The sequence below is a fragment of the Neobacillus drentensis genome (assembly GCF_036962125.1).
Classification (GTDB): Bacteria; Bacillota; Bacilli; order Bacillales; family Cytobacillaceae; genus Neobacillus; species Neobacillus drentensis_B.
This window is the reverse complement of the sequence record NZ_JBALOA010000004.1, coordinates 71,495-95,470: the sequence shown is the minus strand read 5'-3', so window position 1 is coordinate 95,470 and position 23,976 is coordinate 71,495. Positions and strand designations below refer to the sequence as shown.

Annotated in this window: 21 protein-coding genes; 17 read left to right on the top strand and 4 right to left on the bottom strand. The window is 45.3% G+C overall.

Annotated elements, in window-relative coordinates; all coding sequences use genetic code 11:
• The first annotated feature begins 221 nt into the window (after window positions 1-221).
• Entirely contained in the window at window positions 222-443 is a 222-nt protein-coding gene (locus V7121_RS03960; protein WP_335497148.1) for a hypothetical protein, read from the top strand.
• A gap of 60 nt (window positions 444-503) precedes the next feature.
• Here V7121_RS03960 and V7121_RS03955 read toward each other — a convergent pair whose 3' ends face one another.
• A complete protein-coding gene (locus V7121_RS03955) occupies window positions 504-689 on the bottom strand; it encodes a 2-hydroxymuconate tautomerase (protein WP_335497144.1) in 186 nt (61 codons plus the stop codon).
• A gap of 300 nt (window positions 690-989) precedes the next feature.
• Between V7121_RS03955 and V7121_RS03950 the strand changes: the two genes are divergently transcribed.
• Together V7121_RS03950 and V7121_RS03945 are read left to right on the top strand one after the other, a co-directional pair.
• Window positions 990-1,607, top strand: a complete 618-nt coding sequence (locus V7121_RS03950; protein WP_335497171.1) for a site-2 protease family protein — start codon at window positions 990-992, stop codon at window positions 1,605-1,607.
• A gap of 16 nt (window positions 1,608-1,623) precedes the next feature.
• Window positions 1,624-2,133, top strand: a complete 510-nt coding sequence (locus tag V7121_RS03945; RefSeq protein ID WP_335545804.1) for a YwhD family protein — start codon at window positions 1,624-1,626, stop codon at window positions 2,131-2,133.
• Between the two features lie 126 nt (window positions 2,134-2,259).
• On the opposite strand, the gene V7121_RS03940 is transcribed toward V7121_RS03945, so the two are convergent.
• Window positions 2,260-4,329 (bottom strand): transglycosylase domain-containing protein, encoded by a 2,070-nt coding sequence (locus V7121_RS03940; RefSeq protein ID WP_335497139.1) that lies wholly within the window; start codon window positions 4,327-4,329, stop codon window positions 2,260-2,262.
• A 283-nt stretch (window positions 4,330-4,612) separates the two neighbouring features.
• On the opposite strand from V7121_RS03940, the gene speE reads away from it, so the two are divergent.
• From speE to V7121_RS03915, 5 genes are all read left to right on the top strand, one after another.
• Complete coding sequence (gene speE / locus V7121_RS03935; RefSeq protein WP_335497136.1) at window positions 4,613-5,440, top strand: spermidine synthase; 828 nt, start codon at window positions 4,613-4,615, stop codon at window positions 5,438-5,440.
• 207 nt (window positions 5,441-5,647) lie between these two features.
• Entirely contained in the window at window positions 5,648-6,520 is an 873-nt protein-coding gene (gene speB / locus V7121_RS03930) for an agmatinase (protein WP_335497134.1), read from the top strand.
• 252 nt (window positions 6,521-6,772) lie between these two features.
• Window positions 6,773-7,198 carry a DUF1934 domain-containing protein gene (locus V7121_RS03925; RefSeq protein WP_335497132.1) on the top strand — a complete coding sequence of 142 codons (426 nt, stop codon included), beginning with the start codon at window positions 6,773-6,775 and terminating at the stop codon, window positions 7,196-7,198.
• Window positions 7,185-8,855 (top strand): arginine--tRNA ligase, encoded by a 1,671-nt coding sequence (gene argS / locus V7121_RS03920; RefSeq protein WP_335545802.1) that lies wholly within the window; start codon window positions 7,185-7,187, stop codon window positions 8,853-8,855. The genes V7121_RS03925 and argS overlap by 14 nt, the downstream gene beginning before the upstream one ends.
• Window positions 8,856-8,969: 114 nt before the next feature.
• Entirely contained in the window at window positions 8,970-9,158 is a 189-nt protein-coding gene (locus tag V7121_RS03915) for an H-type small acid-soluble spore protein (protein ID WP_420490590.1), read from the top strand.
• Window positions 9,159-9,274: 116 nt separating this feature from the next.
• Here the strand turns inward: V7121_RS03915 and uvsE are convergent, their stop codons facing one another.
• Together uvsE and cls are read right to left on the bottom strand one after the other, a co-directional pair.
• Complete coding sequence (gene uvsE, locus V7121_RS03910; RefSeq protein ID WP_335545800.1) at window positions 9,275-10,231, bottom strand: UV DNA damage repair endonuclease UvsE; 957 nt, start codon at window positions 10,229-10,231, stop codon at window positions 9,275-9,277.
• Window positions 10,232-10,325: 94 nt separating this feature from the next.
• Window positions 10,326-11,528, bottom strand: coding sequence for a cardiolipin synthase (gene cls, locus V7121_RS03905; protein WP_335545798.1), 1,203 nt, complete (start codon window positions 11,526-11,528; stop codon window positions 10,326-10,328).
• A 187-nt stretch (window positions 11,529-11,715) separates the two neighbouring features.
• Here cls and V7121_RS03900 point away from each other — a divergent pair, with 187 nt between their 5' ends.
• The 9 genes from V7121_RS03900 (at window position 11,716) to rpoE (ending at window position 23,942) form a co-directional block, all read left to right on the top strand.
• The gene (locus V7121_RS03900) at window positions 11,716-13,818 is read left to right on the top strand and encodes a (Fe-S)-binding protein (protein ID WP_335545796.1); all 2,103 of its coding nucleotides are present in this window, start codon (window positions 11,716-11,718) and stop codon (window positions 13,816-13,818) included.
• 246 nt (window positions 13,819-14,064) lie between these two features.
• A complete protein-coding gene (locus tag V7121_RS03895; protein ID WP_335545794.1) occupies window positions 14,065-15,252 on the top strand; it encodes an acetyl-CoA C-acetyltransferase in 1,188 nt (395 codons plus the stop codon).
• A gap of 300 nt (window positions 15,253-15,552) precedes the next feature.
• Window positions 15,553-16,404 (top strand): 3-hydroxybutyryl-CoA dehydrogenase, encoded by an 852-nt coding sequence (locus V7121_RS03890; RefSeq protein WP_335545873.1) that lies wholly within the window; start codon window positions 15,553-15,555, stop codon window positions 16,402-16,404.
• A gap of 74 nt (window positions 16,405-16,478) precedes the next feature.
• The gene (locus V7121_RS03885) at window positions 16,479-17,609 is read left to right on the top strand and encodes an acyl-CoA dehydrogenase (RefSeq protein ID WP_335497120.1); all 1,131 of its coding nucleotides are present in this window, start codon (window positions 16,479-16,481) and stop codon (window positions 17,607-17,609) included.
• A gap of 131 nt (window positions 17,610-17,740) precedes the next feature.
• Window positions 17,741-18,880, top strand: a complete 1,140-nt coding sequence (locus V7121_RS03880) for an acyl-CoA dehydrogenase (protein WP_335497118.1) — start codon at window positions 17,741-17,743, stop codon at window positions 18,878-18,880.
• A 15-nt stretch (window positions 18,881-18,895) separates the two neighbouring features.
• Window positions 18,896-19,534 (top strand): TetR/AcrR family transcriptional regulator, encoded by a 639-nt coding sequence (locus V7121_RS03875; protein ID WP_335497162.1) that lies wholly within the window; start codon window positions 18,896-18,898, stop codon window positions 19,532-19,534.
• An 88-nt stretch (window positions 19,535-19,622) separates the two neighbouring features.
• Complete coding sequence (icmF, locus tag V7121_RS03870) at window positions 19,623-22,868, top strand: fused isobutyryl-CoA mutase/GTPase IcmF (protein ID WP_335545792.1); 3,246 nt, start codon at window positions 19,623-19,625, stop codon at window positions 22,866-22,868.
• Between the two features lie 157 nt (window positions 22,869-23,025).
• On the top strand, window positions 23,026-23,223 hold the full coding sequence (locus V7121_RS03865; RefSeq protein ID WP_335497112.1) for a hypothetical protein: 198 nt from the start codon (window positions 23,026-23,028) through the stop codon (window positions 23,221-23,223).
• 149 nt (window positions 23,224-23,372) lie between these two features.
• Window positions 23,373-23,942, top strand: a complete 570-nt coding sequence (gene rpoE / locus V7121_RS03860; RefSeq protein WP_335497109.1) for a DNA-directed RNA polymerase subunit delta — start codon at window positions 23,373-23,375, stop codon at window positions 23,940-23,942.
• Window positions 23,943-23,976: the final 34 nt, after the last annotated feature.

Below are 23,976 nucleotides of genomic sequence, written 5' to 3'. Positions count from 1 at the left end.
CGGAGGAGAGCCGAAGGACTTTTCTCTGGTGTTATGTATGATTTTGTCCGTCGGAACCTATCCAAAAGATATATTATACCTAGTTTCATGTGAATTGTTGTTCTTGTAATGGTAATCTTGTTGTTAATAAATTTTCTGATAAATAAATACTCTTTTAAAAGAGGATTTGTTATGATTTGGATAAGAAGGTAAGAATCATAACATTTGAGGGGGCATCCGCTATGACAGGGACAATTGCAGTCATTATGGTATTTGGCATTCCAATTACGGCAATCCTTACCACACATTTTCAGAAACAGTCAAAAATCAGGGCTTCTATGCTGAAGGATGAACTTGAACTTGAAAAACTCAAACATATCAACTATCTAGCTGAAACCGAAAAAATGAAACTTGAGCTCGAGAAAATCAAGATTGGAAGTCCCAATGACGAGATTAAGTTTTAATAATTGAAAAAGTGTCAGGTACTATGTGAAAATTTCACATGGTACCTGACACTTTCATCCTTATTGGTCACTCTTTCGAACGCCGCCGATTCCGATGTGGTTTTTGCTCATTTCGTCGATGAATACGTGGATGGCTTCTTTTGGAGCTCCTGTGGTTTCGCTGACTACTTCGGTTACTCTTGAAACTAGTTCCCGCTTTTGTTCTTCGGTTCTTCCTTCAAGCATTTTTACTGTTACATATGGCATGTGTTTTCCTCCCATTCGTATTCAAATACATTTGTTAACTTACTAACACAGGGCGCCCAGAGCAAGTTTTTATGGCTAAACGGGCGTTTGTGCTTTTCTATGTTAGTGTTCCATAATTCGACGAAAAGTGCAATATCCGATAACACTTTTGATTTTCTTTTTTGAAACGATTTCATGTATACTAAAAGGAATATAGATAGAAAGAAAACGGAGTCTCTGCACCATCATTAAGTGACGACCGTTTGAGATGGAAGGAGAATGGTGTTGGAAAATTTTGGTTTTCTTGCCTATCCGTTAAGTATGATTCCCTATTTGGCAATTACCTTGATGATTGCCTTTACGTTCCATGAATTTGCGCATGCCTTTGTTGCCTATAAATTTGGTGACAAGACCGCTCAAAAGCAAGGACGGTTGACGTTAAATCCACTCAAACACCTTGATCCAATTGGAACGCTTTTGATTTTTATCGCCGGCTTCGGCTGGGCTCGCCCTGTACCGGTTAATCGCTTTTTCTTTAAAAAGCCCCGCCTTGCAGGCATTCTTGTTTCAGTCGCTGGTCCTTTAAGCAACCTAATCTTGGCTTCACTCGGCTTTATTGTCGCGTTTGGATTAGATCGATTCGGGGCCGCCCCGCCTGACAGTTTTAATGATTTTCTTGAAATATTTATCCGGCTTAATATTATTCTGTTTATCTTTAATCTGCTGCCATTTCCGCCACTCGACGGATACCGGATTATTGAAGACTTAGCTCCGACCCATCTTCGCGCAAAAATGACACAATATGAACAGTATGGCGGATTAATCTTTTTAATTTTAGTTTTTACCCCGCTTGATCGGTATACGATTGAGCCAATCTTCGCGGTTGTTATACCGTGGGTTTGGGATGGCTTGCAACAATTCTTTATGTTGTTTTTTTAGGAGGTTTTGAGTTTCTATGGAAGAAAATAAGAAGAAACTTGGTTTTAATATTATTAAAAGTGACCCAACGGATGGCCATAAAGGCTTTGGAAAAGGCGCATTAAGCCTTGATAATGTATCACCCGTCATCATTGATGTCGAGGCTAGTGAGGCGGAGATTGATATCGGCGCCATGCATGCACGCAGTGCCGTGGAAAAGGGAATTAAATTCTTGAAAAATCAAGATGAGGTGCCGAATGGAAAGCCGTATTGGCTTGTTTGGGTAACGATTGACCGCAAGGAAGATGGTCCTTATTATGCGGGCGTTACGGCCTGCTTCATGACCGTTGACCGCGAAATCCGGCGCGGCTACAAGTCCTTGCCAGAACATGTAAATCGCATGGATAAGTCGATGAAGCGTCATATTATTGTCGAGGATATGGATGCTCATTCGAAAAAGGTGTTAGCAGAATTCTTACGCAATCACAATGAAGTCTTATGGAACAACTCAACCGACGAGCTTAAACAAGGTTTATTGGCTGAGTAAAAATTTAATGCTTGAATTTTTTAAAAAAATTATAGTATTATATTCAATGTTAAAACATTGTAATACTAGGACAAGAAAAGCTCCGGAAATTTTTCCGGAGCTTTTCTATATTAATAAAATATCTTTCTAACTCCACGGCATAATTTTCTTATACCATGGAACTTTTTTGTTAGTGTCCTTGTGTTCTCCTGGCAATGCCTCGTGACTCTTTAGATGTTCGGTGCAATACTCGGTTGGCTCGGTGCCAGTGACGTAATAGGTGTAGCGGCGTACTGGACAATCTTTTGTAGCAAGTTTACCGTTTTCCGGGTCGACGTACACCCCGGTGACGCCTTCTTTCGGTGCCTTAAATGACTTCACAGGCTTTCCATTTAAGGCTTCTTCCATAAAATTGGCCCAGATATTCTTCGCATACGTTTTTTCGGCAACTAGATCGATCGGTTTTCCCATATCATACCCAGCCCAGACGGCGGTAACGAGCTGCGGTGTGTAGCCAATCATCCAGCTATCCGTTTCCGTTGACCCCGATTTCCCGGCATAGGGGCGCGTAAGGTCGTTCATGATTGTGCTGCCTGTTACCCGTGCGTACCCATTTAATTTTGGATCAAAAATCCCTGTCATCATTTGCGTCATTACATAGGCCTTTGCAGGGTCCAAAATCTTTTCGGCCTCATTTTCTTTTTCAAAAATGACATGGCCATTATAGTCTTCCACTCTCGTAATCAGGGTTGGACTGACCTTTTTTCCGCCGTTAGCGAATAGACTATAGGCATTGGCCATTTCAATCACCCGTACCCCTGAAGTGCCTAGCGCTAAGGACGGAACCTGCGCCATTTTTGAAGAAAGCCCAAATTTCTTGGCCGTATCAATTAAAGTCTCTTCTCCTAAAAATAAATGCGTTTTGACAGCAAAAATGTTATCGGAGACGGCGAGCGCTTGGGCGAGGGTGATTTCGCCATTCGCATACTTATTGTTAAAGTTATGTGGTGTATAGTCGGGCTGGCCATCATCAAAATGGAAGGTCGTGAATTCACTGCGCATCGTCGATGATGGTGTAAAGCCTTGCTCAAGTGCCGCATAGTAAAGGAGCGGCTTAATCGTTGAACCAGGCTGTCTAATCGCCTGCACGGCTCGATTGAACGAGCTTTTTTCATAGTCACGGCCGCCAATCATCGCCTTGACATACCCGTTTTTTGGATCTATTGCGACAAGCCCGACTTGAATTTCCGATAGATTGGCGACATATTTATGAACTTGGCTTTCTGCTGCCTCCTGCTGTTTGCGGTTAAGTGTGGTATAAACCTTTAAACCGCCGAGGGCAATCGTGCGGTCGTCTAAATGTAACTGATTTTTTAAGGCATTTCTAACCGCATCTTGGAAATAAGGCGCTACCTTCACTTTTTGCACGTTGTGGGTGCCCACGATCTTTACAGGCCGCATCGCAGCATCAATTGCTTCCTTATTCGTAATGTAGTGATTTTTCACCATGCTTTTTAAAATAATTGCTTGGCGGCTTTTTGCATGTTCCATCGAGGCCAGCGGAGAATAGATGCCTGGTCCCTTCGGAATTCCTGCGAGCATACTTGCCTCGGCGAGATTCAAATCAGACGCTTTTTTTCCAAAATAATATTGGCTGGCTGCCTCCACACCATAGGAACCGTTGCCATAATAAATAGTATTTAAATAGCCTTCCAGAATTTCTTTTTTAGAATAATTCATCTCGATACGGATGGTATAAAAGGCCTCGTGCAGCTTCCGCGACCACGTTTTATCATGTTCCAAAAAAAGATTTCTAGCATACTGCTGGGTAATCGTGCTTGCGCCCTGTACCTTTCCCAACGCTTGAACATCGGCTAACACCGCACCGACAATCCGCTTAAAATCAAAGCCGTGGTGCTCGTAAAAGTTTTTATCCTCAATGGAAATCGTTGCTGCAACGAGATCCGGTGAAATATCCTTTAATCCGACCCAATACCGTTTCTGACCACTATTGCTCTCGCCAATTAGGGAACCGTCATCAGCAAAAAATAACGTCGATTGCGGAACGGCGAGCGGTGGTGCCCCTAAAATTTTTGCATAGCCAAGAATCCCAAGGAAGAGAATAAGCATACAAACCATGCCTATCAAACTGATGATAATGACTGCTCGCAAATATTTTATCGTTTTCCGAAACCCTTGATCAGTCATGATTTCCACTACGTTCACCACCCCTTTAGAAAGCGGAGGCACCCCCGATTTCCAATTTTTAAAAAAATAGATAGTAATAGTATTGAAAAAATAGAATCTTTTTAAACATTTGATGTAACAATTATTTAAATTTTGCTAGACTTTTTCTTGTGATTGTAATTCAATAGTTTGGGTAGCATAAAAAGAAAAGCAGAAGTGCCTATAAAGGAATGTACATTGTGGCCATAACGTCAGAGGGTACTGGGGCTGAACTATAGAGGGATAAATAAGCTGAAATGAAAGGAAGATGAACATGACAATTTGGTTTACTGAAAAACAAACCGAAAATTTTGGAATCACCATGAAAGTGAATAAAACCTTACATACAGAGCAAACCGAGTTTCAAAAGCTGGATATGATTGAAACAGAAGAGTGGGGCAATATGCTGCTTTTAGATGACATGGTGATGACGTCTGTCCGCGATGAGTTTGTTTATCATGAAATGGTAGCCCATGTGCCGCTGTTTACGCACCCAAATCCGGAGAATGTGCTTGTTGTCGGCGGCGGCGACGGCGGTGTCATTCGTGAAGTGTTGAAGCATCCAAGTGTGAAGAAAGCGACGCTTGTTGATATTGATGGCAAAGTAATTGAGTACTCAAAAAAATTCCTTCCGGAGATTGCCGGCATGCTGGATGATCCGCGTGTCGATGTGCAAGTAGATGACGGCTTTATGCACATTGCCAACAGTGATAATGAATATGACGTTATTATGGTTGACTCCACCGAGCCAGTTGGACCAGCTGTTAACCTATTTACGAAAGGGTTCTACGCAGGTATTTCGAAGGCGCTGAAGGAAGATGGCATCTTCGTGGCTCAGTCAGATAACCCTTGGTTCAAAGCGGATTTAATCCGAAATGTCCAACGTGATGTTCGTGAAATCTTCCCGATTACTCGTTTATATGTCGCCAATATCCCAACCTATCCAAGCGGCTTGTGGGCATTCACGATTGGTTCAAAGAAATACGATCCATTAGAAGTAAGCGAAGACCGCTTCCATGAGATCGAAACAAAGTACTATACCAAAGAACTACACAAAGCAGCCTTCGTATTACCGAAATTTGTTGGGGATTTGGTGAAGTAATAGGTATTAACGACCGAACGGAAGAAAAAAGAGGACTAGAGGTCGCCAATAGAGCCACTTAACGACCGAACGGGAGAGAGAAGAGGACTAGAGGTCGCCAATAGGGCTTCTTAATGACCGAATCCGAGAAAAAAGTGAACCTACGGTCGTCAATATATTATCTAGGCGGCCAATTATAGTTACTAGATAGAGAGTGAGGGATCATAGATGCGTTTTGATGAGGCGTATTCAGGAAATGTGTTTATAAAGAGTCATCCGAATTTTGAGGAGAGTCAGGTTGTATTATACGGGATGCCGATGGATTGGACGGTTAGTTACCGCCCGGGTTCGCGTTTTGGTCCGGCCCGCATTCGTGAGGTGTCGATTGGTTTGGAGGAATACAGCGCCTACCTTGACCGCGAGCTGGAAGAGGTTAAATACTATGATGCTGGTGACATTCCACTCCCATTCGGAAACCCGCAAAAGAGTATCGACATCATTGAGGATTTTGTCGATCAAGTCCTTGCTGCAGGCAAGTTCCCGCTCGGCATGGGTGGTGAACACCTAGTTTCATGGCCGGTGATGAAAGCCATGTATAAAAAGTACCCGGATTTAGCAATTATCCATTTTGATGCTCATACGGATTTGCGTGAAGAATATGAAGGCGAACCGTTATCGCACTCGACGCCAATCCGCAAGATTGCGGAACACATTGGGCCAAGCAATGTCTATTCATTCGGGATTCGTTCTGGGATGAGGGAAGAGTTCGAGTGGGCGAAGCAAAATGGAATGCACATCTCGAAGTTTGAAGTGCTTGAACCGTTAAAAGAAATCCTGCCGACACTTGCCGGCCGTCCAGTCTATGTGACAATTGATATCGATGTCCTCGATCCAGCGCATGCGCCTGGCACAGGAACAGTGGATTGCGGCGGCATCACCTCGAAAGAGCTGCTTGCGTCGATTCATGCGATTGCCCGCTCTGAAGTGAACGTGGTTGGCGGTGACCTTGTTGAGGTGGCGCCGATTTATGATCCATCAGAACAAACGGCAAATACCGCGAGCAAATTGATTCGTGAAATGCTGCTTGGCTGGGTGAAATAAGCAGAAAAGCGGTTTATTGGTGCCTGACACTTTTGATGTCAGGCATTTTTTGATTTGTTCACCAGCAATGTTTATAATAGAAAAAGTATGCATTAGAGCAGATACGTCAATTACTAGGACTAGAACCATTCCAAAGAATGAAACTGAGTTCCTTTTTAAAAAGGCTGTTTAAAGGTTAATGTTGATTTTGGAAATCAACAGACAAATTTAACATAGCCTTTAAAAAAGAAAAAAAGGGAAGTGCCATAAGGTTTGTCTACAACTGAAATTCCGATGAAAATTAATGTGAAAACGACGATTCGTCAGCAGGGCGGCAAGGAAGTGTATGAGTTGGCGCTGTTTGGCCGCTATCTTGAGAAGGATGGGGCTGTGTTTCTTAAGTATGAGGAGGTACAGGATGAGGGCAGTGTTCGCACGATTGTGAAGGTGGCCGGGGATGAGGCACTGATACTGCGCGGTGGTGCGGTGAAGATGCGGCTGCCATTTCGTTTGCATAAGAAGACGCGCGGCAGTTATGAAATGCCGTTTGGTTCTTTTGAAACGATAACTCTGGCAAAACGAATCGAGCATTCTGCTGGTCTGATTGACATTCTTTATGATTTTTCGATGCAGGGTAAGCCTGCAGGTACATACCATTTGGAAATTACCTTTCAGGAGGATAACAATGAACATAGTTGAACAAGTGCAAAGTAGGTTAAAAGAAGAGATTCGCGCGGCGGTGCTGAAGGCGGAGCTGGCAACAGAAGAGCAGATTCCGGATGTGGTTCTGGAAATACCGAAGGAGAAGGCTCACGGGGATTATGCGACGAATATGGCAATGCAGCTGGCTCGGGTCGCGAAGAAGGCACCGCGGGTGATTGCGGAGGCATTGGTTGCGAATATCGATCGCACGAAGGCGCAGGTTGAGAAAATTGAGATTGCGGGGCCAGGGTTTATCAATTTTTATATGAATAATAGTTATTTAACCGAGCTGATTCCGACCGTGTTGAATGCCGGTGAAAAGTACGGTGAGACCTCAGTTGGTGGCGGCCAGAAGATTCAGGTCGAGTTTGTATCGGCGAATCCAACGGGTGACTTGCACCTTGGCCATGCGCGCGGTGCGGCGGTAGGTGACTCGCTTTGTAATATTTTAGCGAAGGCTGGCTATGATGTTTCGCGTGAGTACTATATTAATGATGCCGGTAATCAGATTAATAATCTTGCCTTGTCGGTGGAGGCCCGTTATTTCCAGGCGCTTGGTTTGGAAAAAGAAATGCCGGAGGGCGGCTACCATGGGGCCGATATTATTGGAATTGGGAAAACCTTGGCGGAGGAATTTGGGGACAAGTATGCAAATGTTTCTGAAGACGAGCGCCTTGAATTTTTCCGTGAGTATGGTCTGAAATATGAAATGGCGAAGTTGAAGCAGGATCTTGAGGATTTCCGCGTCGGGTTTGATGTGTGGTATTCGGAGACTTCGCTTTATAAGAATGGGAAAATTGATGAGGCCTTGACGGCGCTGCGTGCGAGCGGTTATGTGTATGAGGAGGACGGTGCGACGTGGCTCCGTTCGACGGAATTCGGCGATGACAAGGACCGTGTGTTAATTAAGCAGGATGGTTCGTATACGTATTTGACGCCGGATATCGCGTACCACAAGGACAAGCTGGACCGTGGTTTTGAGAAGTTAATTAACATCTGGGGTGCGGACCACCATGGCTATATCCCGCGGATGAAGGCTGCACTTCAGGCGTTAGGGTATGACCGGGATACGCTTGCGGTGGAGATTATTCAGCTCGTTCACCTTTATAAAAATGGTGAGAAGATGAAGATGAGTAAGCGGACCGGTAAAGCGGTAACCATGCGTGATTTGGTTGATGAGGTCGGCCTCGATGCGACGCGTTATTTCTTTGCGATGCGCAGCTCCGATACGCATATGGACTTTGATTTGGATTTAGCGGTGTCAGAGTCGAATGAAAATCCGGTTTATTACGCTCATTATGCCCATGCGCGGATTTCTAGTATCCTGCGTGCTGGCGAGGAGCAGGGAGTTCAAGTGACGGCGGATGCCGATATTTCGTTGGTAACATCCGAGAAGGAAATGGATTTATTGAAGAAGATTGGCGAGTTCCCGGCAGCTGTAGGGGAGGCCGCAGTGAAGCGTGTCCCGCACCGGATTACGAACTATATCGTAGAATTGGCGTCGACGTTCCACAGTTTTTATAATGCAGAAAAGGTGCTTGACCTTAATACTATGGAGCGCACTAAGGCGCGCCTCGCGTTGGTGCGGGCGGTGCAAATCACGCTTCGCAATGCGCTCGCATTGATTGGGGTTTCCGCTCCGGAAAAAATGTAACGGCTGATGGCTCTCTTACTTCGGTAAGGGAGTCTTTTTTTATGAGCTTGTCCATATAAATGAATAGTAACTGCAAAATGGCAAATACTAGTAGGGACTTTAACGGAGGAGTGGATGAAGCGGATGAATGTGGGTAGAGCCAAGGAAATTGTTGAATCTGCTGATATGATTTATGTTACCTACGAGGGAACGCCTGTGATTATTCAACATGTTGATGAAGCAGCAAAAGTAGCGCGAATCTATTCAAGAACGGACCCGGACAACGAGCGAGACGTTCCTGTCTTAAATTTAATTGAAGAATAGAAAAGAGTCTTCGAAATCGTTCGAAGACTCTTTTTGTATGGACCACGGTTCACTTTTCGACACCAAACTTGTTTAATCCTATGTCTGCAGCCTATGGACCAGTTTCCAACGAGGCTTTACTTCACCTCAATTGCACCCCCGCTGATCCGCTTAAAGCCGCGGAGACGGCTCAGGTCTTCGATTAATTTTAATGCTGCTTGGTCCTTTGCCTTTGCTTCAATCATGAAGTCCACATCCATCCCGAGTTCGCGTAGCAGCGTCAAGAATGGCATGATAAACTCAGGATCGACAAAATCAGCGTGTGAGCGGAATTCCTTCTCATTTTTGGGAGACGAAATATGAATTTTTGGCTGATACCGTGCCTGTTTCCAAGTGCCGAAAATCCGTGGGAGCAGATCCTCCAATGGAGAATCAGAAAGATTGGCCATATGGTGGTGATAGTCGAAAACCAACGGAATGGTTTCCTTTTCACAGGCGGCTAAGGTTTCTTCCGCATTATAGGTTTTATCGTCATTTTCCAGGGTCATTACCCGTTTAATCTCGACGGGCAGGGTCGTCAAGTTTTGGTGAAAGCGTGGGAGTGTTTTCTGTTTATCACCATAGGCACCGCCAATATGGATATTAATCAGCCCTTCCTGTTCGAGGCCCATCGCTTCAAACATGCGGTAATGGTACTTCATATCGCCCACGGCGTTTTCAGTAATTTTCGTTTGCGGCGAGGTAAACAAGGTGAATTGATTCGGATGAAAACTAACCCGCAGCTTGTTTTTTCTAACAAGGTCGCCAATCTCCTGCCACTCAGTGCGAAAGGGAGTCACAAAGTCCCACATCACCTCAGGGTGGGTGGCGAGTGGGACAATTGAACTAGACAGACGATACAACTCGAGTTCATGAGCAATATTGTAATAGAGCATTCTGAGCGTATGATTCAGATTTTGCTTCGTTACTTCAAGCAATTTTTCCGCCCGTTCAGTGGGAGTTAATTGCTGATAACGCGTAAATGTCAGCGACTTCGCCGGGGACGCATCCCACAAGCTAATCGCAGTTGAAACATAACCAAACCGAATCTTCATAATAAAACTCCTTGGTTTCTTTTATAAGGTCCCACTTTTATAGGGTACCTGACACAGTCTGTGTACACCATTCCGCACCTGGTGGACAATTGTGTTATAAGAAGTATGAGATGACTGCGGCGATGCCTTCTTTGAGTGTGCGGGAAGGGTTTGGTTTGTTGAGGGCTGCTAGTGTCAGCCGCACGGAGTCATTCATGTCCTTTTTTAGAATATCTTTTAGGCGCTGTATAAAGGCAGGGTCATATATATAGCAATTGATTTCCTTGTTTAGATACATGCTTCGTTTATCGAAATTGGCGGTGCCGATATCGCAGATTTTGTCATCAATGACGAGTGTTTTTGCATGGTAAAAGCCTTTTTTATACTGATAAACTGATGCACCTGCCCGAATCAGTTTGCGTAAATAGCGGAATGAAGCCTCTTGTACCAGTAAATGGTCAGCGGTATAGGGGACAATTATGGAGACTTGCACCCCGCGTTTGATCGCCGAAAGTAAGGCCGCTAAGATTTTCTTACAGGGAATAAAGTAAGGACTGCCAATAATAAGCGACTGATTCGCTTGTTGAATAAGTGTAAGATAGTTTTGTTCGAGCTGCCCAGCTTCGGTTGGAACAAACCGGTGGCGAATGTCGCCATCTGCAATGACAGGAAAATACATTGGATCACCTAAAATATCCTCTCCGGCATACTCGTGCCAATCAATTAAAAACTCACTTTGCAAAAAGTTGACGCTCCTGCCAGTAATTTTTAAATGGTAATCGCGCCAGATCCCCAGAGAGGGATCCTCATCGATATATTCCTTGCCAATATTAAAGCCACCGAGATATCCAATTTTCCCGTCAATAATTGTAATCTTGCGGTGATTCCTAGTCTGTGAAGAATAAAACAGGAAGGGCGGCTTAATGGTATTGCTAAAGGCAAATCGAATCCCGGCTTCCCGCAAGGCCTCAATCGTGTCCTTTTTCACCTTCCAGCTGCCTAGCCGGTCAAGGAGCAGGCGCACCTCCACACCGGCCCGGGCCTTTTCTTTTATGACCGATAAAAACTCCTCGCTAATTTCATCATCTTTGACAATATAAAAAAGTACATGAATATGCTGCTTTGCGTTCCGCAGTTCATGAAAATAGTCGGCGAATAACTTTTTGCCATGCGTGAATATATCAAAATTCCCATGTAGAATGGCTGTTTCATTTCTGCTGACAAGGGAAAGGTTCTTTTTTTTACCTAATTGAAAATCAAGGACAAGCCATAAAAGGATGAGAAAAAATAGTCCGCTCAAAATGAGTGCCAAATGCATCAGTAATCCTTCCTCCAATCAGTTTTGTTAGTTTTGCCGAAAGGACTCATTTCTATAAGTTAGTCAAACTTTCGAAAAATCATTTGACTGAATGCTCATTCATAATATAATAGAGTTAAGTGTAGATTCTGAAAATTAATTATTTTCAAAGTAGTTAAGAGGAAAAACATAGAAAGGGGTACTAGGTATGAATGGTTTATTATGGGTTAACTTGATTGCGTTTCTCGCTGTAACCGCTTACGCAGTCAGTCTGTTCGTCTATGTGGTCAAAACACGGATTGAATATATTAAGCTCGGGAAGAAAGTCGAGTTTGATAACAATGTCAAAGAGCGTCTCGAAAAAATTTGGGTCAATGTCTTCGGCCAAAAGAAACTGCTCAAGGATAAAAAAAGCGGAATTATGCACGTTATGTTCTTCTACGGATTTATCCTTGTCCAATTTGGAGCGATTGATTTTATTATCAAAGGGATTAAACCAGGGGCACACCTGCCGCTCGGACCGCTCTATGCAGGCTTTACTTTTTTCCAAGAGCTGGTCACCTTAATGATTTTAGTGGCAGTCATCTGGGCATTTTACCGCCGTTATGTCGAAAAATTAGTCCGCTTAAAGCGTAACTTTAAGTCAGGGCTTGTCTTAATCTTTATTGGCGGCTTAATGCTTTCTGTCTTACTAGGCAACGGAATGGGCCTCATTTGGCATGGGGAAGATACGTCCTGGACAGAGCCTGTCGCTTCAGCGATCTCCGTTATTTTTGCAGGGATTGGTGAAACGGCTTCAATTGTCATTTTCTATATGGCATGGTGGGTTCATTTATTATTCCTGTTAACGTTCTTAGTGTACGTTCCACAGTCCAAACATGCCCACTTAATTGCAGGACCGGCAAATGTCTATTTTAATCGTTTGGATAAACCGGGTAAGCTGAAAAAAGTGGATTTTGAAGATGAGTCCCAAGAATCATTTGGGGTTGGCAAAATTGAAGATTTTACGCAGCATCAAATGATTGATTTCTATGCCTGTGTGGAGTGCGGCCGCTGTACCAACATGTGTCCGGCAACAGGAACAGGAAAAATGCTGTCACCGATGGATTTAATCGTAAAGCTTCGTGATCATTTAACGAACCATGGGGCGGTTGTGACATCGAAACAGCCATGGGTGCCAACCTTTGCCTTTGGGAATACGAAGGGGAATCAACTGGCGCTTGCTTCAGCAGGTCAAGGGGCACAGGAATCGGCGGCTGCTTCCGCATACAGCCCAAGCTTGATTGGTGACGTGATTACCGAAGAAGAAATTTGGGGTTGTACGACATGCCGAAATTGTGAAGACCAATGCCCAGTTATGAATGAGCATGTCGATAAAATTATTGACCTGCGCCGCTACTTAGTATTAACAGAAGGAAAATTAGACGCGGATGCACAGCGCGCGATGACAAATATTGAACGCCAGGGCAACCCATGGGGCTTAAATCGAAAAGAGCGCGAAACTTGGCGCGAAGCCCGCGAGGATGTTCATATTCCAACAGTGAAGGAAATGAACAAAGCCGGCGAAGAATTTGAATACCTCTTCTGGGTTGGAGCAATGGGTTCCTACGATAACCGCAGCCAAAAGATTGCCTTATCGTTTGCAAAACTGCTCAATGAGGCGGGCGTGAAATTTGCCATCCTTGGCAACAAAGAGAAGAACTCTGGCGACACACCGCGCCGTCTTGGCAATGAATTCTTATTCCAAGACCTGGCAGTGAAAAATATCGAAGAGTTTGAAAAGGCGGAGGTCAAGAAGATCGTGACGATTGACCCGCATGCCTATAATATTTTCAAAAATGAATACCCTGATTTCGGTTTAACCGATGTCGAGGTGTTCCATCATACGGAAGTTCTTTATGAGCTAGTTCGAGATGGCAAGCTTGTGCCGAAAAATAAGGTTGATGAAACGATTACCTTCCATGATTCTTGTTATTTAGGGCGCTACAATGATGTCTATGACGCCCCTCGTGAGATTCTTAAAGCGATTCCGGGTGTGAAGCTTCTTGAAATGGAGCGGAACCATGAAAAAGCAATGTGCTGTGGTGCTGGCGGCGGTTTGATGTGGATGGAAGAAGAAACAGGGCACCGTATCAACGTGGCTAGAACGGAACAGGCCCTAGCAGTGAATCCATCGGTAATCAGTTCCGGCTGTCCTTACTGTTTAACGATGCTGTCCGACGGAACAAAGGCCAAAGAGGTCGAAGAAAAGGTTTCCACTTATGATGTGGCCGAATTGCTTGAAAAAGCCGTCTGCGAGGAAGTGGCCTAAATTTTTAGTGAAGTGCAGAAGTTGATTTGTTGACCTATTCATAAAATTTTAAAAATTTTGTGTAAAACATTTCAACTTCTGTTCTTTTTTATGTAGAATAGAATGTATAGATAAATAAAACGCTTACATTTCCATTTTTAAAGACAGAGTGCTGCATTTCTTTTTTTTGGATTCGACCCGAGCGAGCGTTCAGTCGCTGCCCGGCCACTTTAACTGATTGAATAATAAAAGAGGAGAGTGTTTTGAATGGGAAGAACGGTTATTTTAAGCGGGGTTAGAACACCTTTTGGAAAATTAGGGGGAGCATTAAGCAGCTTTACAGCCTCGCAGCTGGGCGGAATTGCGGTAAAAGAGGCAATCGTTCGTGCTGGAGTTAAGCCAGAAGAGGTTCAGGAAGTCATCCTTGGGTCTGTTTTACAAGGAGGTCAGGGGCAAATTCCATCCCGACAAGCAGCGAATCACGCGGGACTGCCATGGGAAGTGAAGACAGAAACGATTAATAAGGTCTGTGCATCTGGAATGCGCAGTGTTACGTTGGCAGATCAAATCATTCGCGCTGGTGATGAGGAAGTGATCGTCGCAGGCGGAATGGAATCGATGAGCAACGCACCGTATCTTCTGCCGAAAGCACGCTGGGGCTTCCGAATGGGTGATGCACAGGTCAAGGATTTGATGATTCATGACGGTCTAACATGCAGCTTTACGGGTGTTCACATGGGCACTTACGGCAACTCTGCTGCGGCAGATATGGAAATTAGCCGCGCGGCACAGGACGAGTGGGCATTAAGGAGTCATACCCGGGCGATTGAGGCGATCGAAAATGGCAAATTTGCAGAAGAAATTGTAACAGTTGAGGTCCCGCAGCGCAAAGGGGCTCCGGTAATGGTTACAACGGATGAAGCACCGCGTAAAGATACTTCATTGGAGCGTTTGTCAAAATTAGCACCGGTCTTTAACTCGACTGGCACGATTACAGCAGGGAATGCTCCTGGGGTAAATGATGGGGCCGCAGCACTGGTGTTAATGAGTGAAGAGCGCGCGCTTCGCGAGGGCAAGCAGGTGGGAGCCGTGATTGTTGGTCATGCCGCCGTAGCTGTTGAAGCAAAGGACTTTCCAAAAACACCGGGCCTTGTCATTAATGAACTTTTACGAAGAACAGGCAAATCTTTGGAAGAAATTGATTTATTTGAAATCAATGAAGCCTTTGCGGCAGTTGCGCTAGTCAGTGGAAAAATTGCCGGTCTCGATCCGGAAAAGGTCAATGTGAATGGCGGTGCGGTTGCCTTAGGACACCCAATTGGGGCAAGCGGGGCACGGATTATTTTGACATTAATGCATGAACTAAAGCGCCGTGGCGGCGGTGTCGGAATTGCTGCGATTTGCTCAGGCGGCGGTCAAGGCGATGCTGTGATGATTGAGGTTCCACGCGGTTAATCAGTATTACGGCTTAATTAAAAGGGTGGTTAATTTCCATAAAATGGCTAATTGCACAAAACACCCAATTTTTCGCACAAAACTATCGGAAAATGGCACAAAACCACTTCCAAATGGTACAAAACCACTTGTATTTTGCACAAAACATCAAAAACTAGATTAAGAGAGTCATGAAAACCAAATAAAAACAGAATTGAGCTATTTTTAGAGGGGAAATATCTCAAAACAGCTAAAAAGAGTTCAAAAAAATATAAAATGTCTAGGCCGGACCCACTTCCGGCCTTCTTCGGAGGGAAAAAAATGAAGATTTCAAAGCTGATGGTCATTGGGGCAGGACAAATGGGCTCCGGTATTGCTCAAGTTTGTGCACAGGCAGGATACAAGGTCGTTCTTAATGATTTAAAACCTGAGTTTGTGGAACGCGGCCTAGCCGGAATCAATAAAATACTTACAAGGAACGTCGATAAAGGCCGCCTAACCGAAGAACAAAAACAAGAAACTCTCAGCAACATTACCGCGTCTGCCGACTTAAATGATGCCCGTGACGTCGACCTCGTCATTGAAGCCGCCGTTGAAAATATGGACATCAAGACAAAAATCTTTGCCCAACTCGATGAAATCACTCCAGCACACGCGATTCTTGCAAGCAATACCTCATCCTTGCCAATTACCGAAATTGCAGTAGCCACCAACCGTCCAGAAAAGGTCATCGGCATGCACTTCATGAATCCGGTGCCTGTGATGAAGCTTGTCGAGATCATCCGCGGCCTTGCAACCGCTGATGAGGTCTATCAAGTGATTGAAGATATGACCAAAACCTTAAGCAAGGTTCCGGTAGAAGTGAATGACTTCCCAGGTTTTGTTTCAAATCGCATTCTGATGCCAATGATCAATGAAGCAATTTATACGCTTTATGAGGGTGTCGCCACGAAGGAAGCAATCGATGAAGTGATGAAGCTTGGCATGAACCACCCGATGGGGCCGTTAACCTTGGCTGATTTTATCGGCTTAGACACATGTCTGTATATTATGGAAACGCTTCACCAAGGCTTTGGCGATGACAAATACCGTCCATGCCCGCTCCTCCGTAAATATGTGAAAGCAGGCTGGCTCGGCAAGAAATCTGGGCGCGGTTTTTATACGTACGAATAAACATAGTTTCTTCGAAAAGGGGTCGGATGATGATGAGTACTACGCTTTTACATTCCTCCAAAGGGGAGACCACCATGAATCTTACATTCACCGAAGAACAAGAAATGATGCGAAAAATGGTTCGCGATTTTGCCAACAGCGAAATTGTCCCATTTATTGAAAATATGGAGCGGGGCGAATTTCCGCGTGAAATCCTCCGCAAAATGGGCGCGCTTGGCTTAATGGGCATTCCTGTCCCTGAAAAATACGGCGGTGCCGCAATGGATTTTACCTCTTATATTCTGGCAATTAATGAACTTTCGAGAGTAAGTGCAACCATCGGTGTGATTCTTTCTGTTCATACCTCCGTCTGTACGAACCCGATTGTTTATTTTGGAACAGAAGAACAGAAAGAAAGGTATGTGCCAAAGCTGGCTTCAGGGGAGTACCTCGGTGCGTTTTGCTTAACGGAGCCAAGTTCCGGTTCGGATGCCGCCAGCTTAAAGTCGCGTGCGGTCAAGAAGGGTGATCATTACGTCATTAACGGCTCTAAGGTGTTCATTACGAACGGCGGCGAGGCTGATGTCTATATTGTGTTTGCGAAAACGAATCCTGAACTGGGCAGCAAGGGGATTTCCGCGTTTATCGTTGAAAAAAATACTCCCGGCTTTATCGTCGGCAAGGATGAAAAGAAAATGGGCTTGCACGGTTCCAGAACCGTCCAGCTGACATTCGAAGACATGCATGTCCCAGTGGAGAACCTGCTTGGTGCTGAGGGCGAAGGCTTTAAAATTGCGATGGCCAACCTCGATGTCGGCCGCATTGGGATTGCGACCCAGGCACTTGGGATAGCCGAGGCCGCACTGGCCGCAGCAACCGCCTATGCGGGGGACCGCCACCAATTTGGCAAGCCGATTGCTGCGCAGCAAGGGATTGGCTTTAAGCTTGCTGACATGGCAACGAGCGTTGAGGCTTCAAGACTATTAGTCTACCGGGCGGCATCCTTAAGAACCCAAGGGTTGAAATGTACGTTGGAGGCGTCGATGGCGAAACTGTTCGCTACAAAAACAGCGGTCGAAGTCACCACTGAAGCGATTCAAGTCTTTGGCGGCTACGGCTACACCGAGGATTATCCAGTCGAGCGCTATTTCCGTGATGCAAAAATTACCGAAATCTATGAAGGTACAAGTGAAATACAACGGATCGTGATTAGTAAGCATCTATAAGGAAAAGCTTGCTCAAGAGCAACAGCCATAAGATGAGAGCAGGAAGGCGGCTCATTGGCTGTAGAACCACGAGCCTTTAAGCGCGTAATCTAGACATTTATCATACATTCATCCAAATAGGAGGACTTGAAATGAACTTTAAACTATCTGAAGAACATGAAATGATTCGGAAAATGGTTCGTGATTTTGCACGGAATGAAGTGGCCCCGACCGCCGCGGAACGTGATGAGGAAGAACGCTTCGACCGTGAGATTTTTGAAAAAATGGCGGAACTTGGCTTAACGGGGATTCCGTGGCCGGAAGAGTACGGCGGGATTGGCAGTGATTATCTGGCCTATTGTATTGCCGTTGAAGAATTGTCCCGTGTGGACGCATCAACAGGCGTAATGCTCTCTGCCCATACCTCGCTCGCGGGCTGGCCGATTTACAAATTCGGCAATGAAGAGCAAAAGCAAACCTATCTTCGTGCATTGGCAGAAGGAACGAAGATTGGCGCGTACGGCTTAACTGAGCCTGGCAGTGGTTCGGATGCCGGCGCGATGAGAACGACCGCCCGTCGCGATGGCGATTATTATGTCCTTAATGGTTCAAAAATCTTTATTACCAATGGCGGTGTCGCTGATATTTATGTGGTGTTTGCACTGACGGACCCAGCAAGCAGACAAAAAGGAACGACCGCATTTATTATTGAAAGCGACTTCCCTGGCTTCTCCGTTGGAAAAAAGGAAAAGAAACTTGGCATTCGTTCCTCACCGACAACGGAAATCATTTTTGAAGAGTGCAGGGTTCCGGTTGCGAATCGACTTGGCGAAGAAGGCGAAGGCTTTAAAATTGCGATGATGACCCTTGATGGCGGCCGGAACGGTATTGCCGCTCAAGCTGTGGGAATTGCTCAAGGTGCGCTCGACGCTGCGGTGGACTATGCAAAGGAACGTCATCAATTTGGCAAACCAATCGCGGCCAATCAAGGAATTGGTTTTAAGTTGGCCGATATGGCGACAGGGATTGAGGCTTCAAGATTATTAACTTACCAAGCGGCCTGGCTGGAGTCACAAGGTCTGCCGTACGGCAAGGAATCAGCGATGTCCAAGTTGTTTGCCGGCGATACAGCGATGAAGGTAACAACGGAGGCCGTACAGGTATTTGGCGGCTATGGCTATACGAAGGATTATCCAGTTGAGCGCTTCATGCGTGATGCAAAAATTACGCAAATCTATGAAGGTACCCAAGAAATTCAACGTCTCGTTATCTCGCGGATGATTACGAAGTAAGGCGGTAAGAGGATGATGAAAAAACGGGAAGTACTGGCTTCTGTAAAGGATGAACGCCTGGTCCAGAAAAGGCGTGACCAAATGATTAAAGGGGCGGTCACCCTTTTTAAGGAGAAAGGCTTTCACCGGACAACAACAAGGGAAATTGCCAAAGCCGCAGGGTTCAGTATTGGGACCCTTTACGAATATATTCGCTCAAAGGAAGACGTTCTTTATCTCGTCTGCGACAGTATTTATGACCATGTTCGTGAACGTCTGGAGCAGGACCTCGAACAGAAAATAGGGACCCTTTCAAGTCTGAAGTTGGGGGTCGGGCATTATTTCCGTGTTGTCGATGAGATGCAGGATGAAGTGCTGGTCATGTATCAAGAAGCAAAATCGCTGACGAAGGATGCTCTTCCATATGTGCTGAAAAAAGAATTCGAAATGGCGGCGATGTTTGAGAGTCTGTTAGTTCGCTGTGTGGAAAATGGCGAACTGCAGTTATCGGAAAAACAGGTTGAGTTGATCTCACATAACATCATCGTTAAAGGTCAAATGTGGGCGTTCCGACGCTGGGCGCTGCAAAAGTTATATACCCTAGATGAGTATATTGAACTGCAAACGGAGCAATTGTTCCACGGAATTCAAACGTCGACACAAGCAAAGTTGTAATACTGGCAAGTGGCGAACAGGGAATGGAGTTCATTTTTATTAAAAGGGTCTGAAAAGTAACATAGTTTGCATAAAAAGGGGGAGAACGATGGGGAATTATCAGCCAAAGCATCATATTCGTTTTGTTACGGCTTCGAGTTTGTTTGATGGGCATGATGCTTCGATCAATATTATGAGGCGGATTCTGCAGGCGAGTGGGGCGGAGGTGATTCACCTGGGTCATAACCGTTCGGTGGAAGAGGTTGTGAATGCGGCGATTCAGGAGGATGTGCAGGGGATTGCGATTTCTTCGTATCAAGGCGGTCATGTGGAGTACTTCAAATATATGTATGATTTGTTGAAGGAGAAGGGTGCGCCGCATATCCGGATTTTTGGCGGCGGCGGCGGGGTGATTATCCCGCGTGAGATTGATGAGCTGCATGAGTACGGGATTTCGTGGATTTTTTCACCGGAGGATGGCCGCAGGATGGGTCTGCAGGGCATGATTGACCGGATGCTCGAGGAGTGCGATTTTGCGACGGTTCCTGCCGATGTAGCGGAGCAGATGGAGAAGCTGCCGAGCGGGGATGTAAATGCGGTGGCGAAGCTGATTACGATTGCGGAGCTTCATGTCGATGGAAAGAACGAGGCGGCGGCTGCAGCTGAGCAAGTGCTCGATCAGGTGAAGTCGCTTGAGAAGCGGATTCCTGTTGTTGGGATCACGGGGACGGGCGGTGCTGGGAAAAGTTCGTTGACGGATGAATTGATTCGCCGCTTTATTAATGAATTGCCCGATAAAAAGGTGGCGATTCTGTCAGTTGACCCGACGAAGCAAAAGACGGGCGGTGCCCTGCTTGGGGACCGGATCCGGATGAATGCGATTTTTTCGCCGAATGTGTACATGCGCTCACTGGCGACGAGGCATTCAAAAAGTGAATTGTCACTGGCGATAAAGGATGCAGTTGCGGTCACGAAGGCGGCTGGTTTTGACCTCGTCATTGTTGAGACGAGTGGGATTGGCCAGGGGGATGCAGGCATCACGGAGATTTGCGATGTGTCTTTGTATGTGATGACGAGTGAGTTTGGGGCGCCGTCACAGCTTGAGAAGATTGATATGATTGACTTTGCCGACCTAATTGTCATCAATAAGTTTGAGCGTAAGGGTTCAGAGGATGCGAAGCGTCAGGTGCAAAAGCAGTACCAGCGCTCACATATGCTGTTTGAAAAGGACATCGATGACATGCCGGTCTATGGCACGATCGCCAGTCAGTTTAATGATCCGGGCACAAATGGATTGTTTGCAGCGTTGATTGAAAAAATAAATGAGAAACTGTCAACTGATTGGGTGACATCGTTTGGGAAAAATGCTCTTGTTGAAAAGCAGAATGTGATTATCCCAACCGATCGTCGTTATTATTTACGGGAAATTTCCGAAACGGTACGCGGCTATCATAAGAAGGCGGAAGAACAGGCTGAGCTTGCTCGGAAGTTATTTCAGATAGAGGGAGCGATTGCGGCGGTAAGTGATGCGGGTGTGATTGCTGCGTTAGAAGCGGTCAAGCATGAGACGGAAGCACGTCTAACACCGGAATCTAGGAAAATCCTTGCTTCGTGGGCAGAAACGAAGGCTGCGTATGCGGCTGACAAGTTTGTGACGAGAATCCGTGATAAAGAGATTATTACCGTGTTAAAATCAAAAAGCTTATCAGGGCTAGATATACCGAAAGTGGTTCTGCCGCGTTATAAAGATTACGGTGAAATCCTCCGCTGGGTGTACCAGGAAAACGTACCTGGTTCATTCCCGTACACGGCAGGGGTATTCCCGTTCAAGCGGGAAGGGGAAGATCCAAAACGCCAGTTTGCCGGCGAAGGGACACCAGAACGCACGAACCGCCGCTTCCATTATTTATCGAAGGATGATGACGCGAAGCGGTTAAGTACGGCGTTTGATTCGGTGACGCTGTATGGTGAGGATCCGGACCATCGCCCGGACATTTTTGGGAAAGTTGGCGAAAGCGGTGTTAGTGTTTGTACCTTAGATGATATGAAAAAGTTGTATGACGGCTTTGATTTATGTCATCCATCAACATCCGTGTCGATGACGATCAATGGTCCGGCACCGATTATTTTAGCGATGTTCATGAATACAGCGATTGATCAGCAGGTACAGCGGAAGGAAGCGGAACTTGGCCGGGTCTTAACGGTGGAAGAATTCGCGGTGGTTCGTGCCTATACATTAAGGACGGTACGTGGTACGGTTCAGGCTGATATTTTAAAAGAAGACCAAGGTCAAAACACCTGTATCTTTTCAACTGAATTTGCACTGCGGATGATGGGGGATATTCAGCAATATTTCATTGACCATCAAGTGAGGAACTATTATTCGGTGTCGATTTCGGGTTATCATATTGCCGAAGCGGGCGCTAATCCGATTTCGCAGTTGGCGTTCACCTTGTCGAATGGTTTTACTTATGTGGAGTATTATTTGAGCCGCGGTATGAAGATTGATGATTTTGCGCCGAACTTGTCGTTCTTCTTTTCAAATGGCTTGGATCCGGAGTATACCGTCATCGGCCGGGTGGCTCGCCGGATTTGGGCAACGGTGATGCGCGATAAATATAGTGCCAACGAGCGCAGTCAAAAATTGAAATACCATGTCCAGACATCGGGTCGTTCCTTGCATGCACAGGAAATTGATTTTAATGATATTCGGACGACACTTCAGGCGTTAATGGCCTTGCAGGATAACTGTAATTCTCTTCATACAAATGCCTATGATGAAGCGATTACAACGCCAACCGAGGAATCAGTGCGCCGCGCCATGGCGATTCAGATGATTATTACCAAAGAGCATGGCTTGTCGAAAAATGAAAATCCTTTGCAGGGTTCGTTTATTGTTGAGGAATTGACGGATCTTGTGGAGGAAGCGGTGCTCCAGGAGTTTGAGCGCTTGAATGACCGCGGCGGTGTGCTTGGATCGATGGAAACTCAGTACCAGCGCGGTAAAATTCAGGATGAATCGATGTACTATGAGATGAAAAAGCATACCGGTGAATTACCGATTATCGGTGTGAATACGTATTTAAATCCAAATCCTCCGTCTGCTGAAGAAGTCAATAGTATGGAATTAGCACGGGCATCTTACGAGGAAAAGGAATTACAAATTCACAATTTACGAACCTTCCAGGAAAGTCATGCCGGGGAAGCAGGGCAAGCTTTGCAGCGCTTAAAACAGGCTGCAGTCAACAATGGCAACATCTTCGCCGAGCTGATGGAAACCGTCAAAGTCGCCAGCCTCGGCCAAATTACACGCGCCCTTTATGAAGTGGGCGGGCAATACCGAAGGAATATGTAAGATTTTATAGGGTGTCAGGTACCATGTGAAGTTTTCACATGGTACCTGACACCAATTTTTGTAATAAATCTTATTTTATGAGATATTAAATTTTGCGTTTATCTTATATAATCTATTTAGCGTGTACATACTTCTAGGGATTTGGGCAGGTGAGCAAATGAGGATAAGCTATATATTGGTGATTTTAATAGTGTTTGCCTGGCCGCTAAATTATCTCTATCAACGTCAATTAGGAGCAATCTCGTTCTTGCTGCTAGCAATCTTCTTTCTAGTGATATCGCTGAAAGAGCTGAAAAAGCTAAAGGCCGCGAAGAAAAATGATAGTGAAAAAGCACGTCCGCAAAAAATCAAGTGAAACAACCCACTAGCACTAGCATAAACCGGAAGAATTTGTTTATAATGAAGAATATGCTTTCTGGGAGTTAGTCTGCTCTCAAAATCAATTAATTAATAGTCCGTTATCACTCTTCTAAGAGTGTTAAATAGAGAAAGGAAGTGCCTATATTGAGTTTAGCACAATACTCAAAAGAGGAATTACAAGAGTTTTCCCTAATGGAAATGGCGTATGAGTTTTTGAAAAATAGCAAGCAACCGATCGCCTTTGCTGATCTACTTCAGGAAATTAAAAAGGCAGCGGGGATTTCTGATGAGGAAATTCGCACACGACTAGCACAATTTTACACGGACATAAATGTTGATGGCCGTTTTCTATCATTGGGAAGCAATCGCTGGGGACTTCGTGTCTGGTATCCAGTCGATACAGCTGAAGAAGAAGTGGTAGCAGTTGTGAAACCTAAGAAGAAGAAGGCGAAGAAAGTTGTCGACGAAGACGAACTCGAAGATTTCGATGAAGTCGATGATATTGAAGATGACTTTGATGACTTTGACGATGAAGATGATCTTCTAGATGATGAAGAAGATCTTGATCTTGATGAGGACGAAGATCTTGATCTTGACGATGAGGATGTCATTGAGGATGAACTAGACATTGAATTGGATGAAGACGATGATCTTGAAGATGACCTTGAAGAAGAAGAAGAAGTCTTTGATGAGGATGAACTAGAAGAGGACTAATCCACTTGACTTTTGTTCCATGCCCTTGTATTAT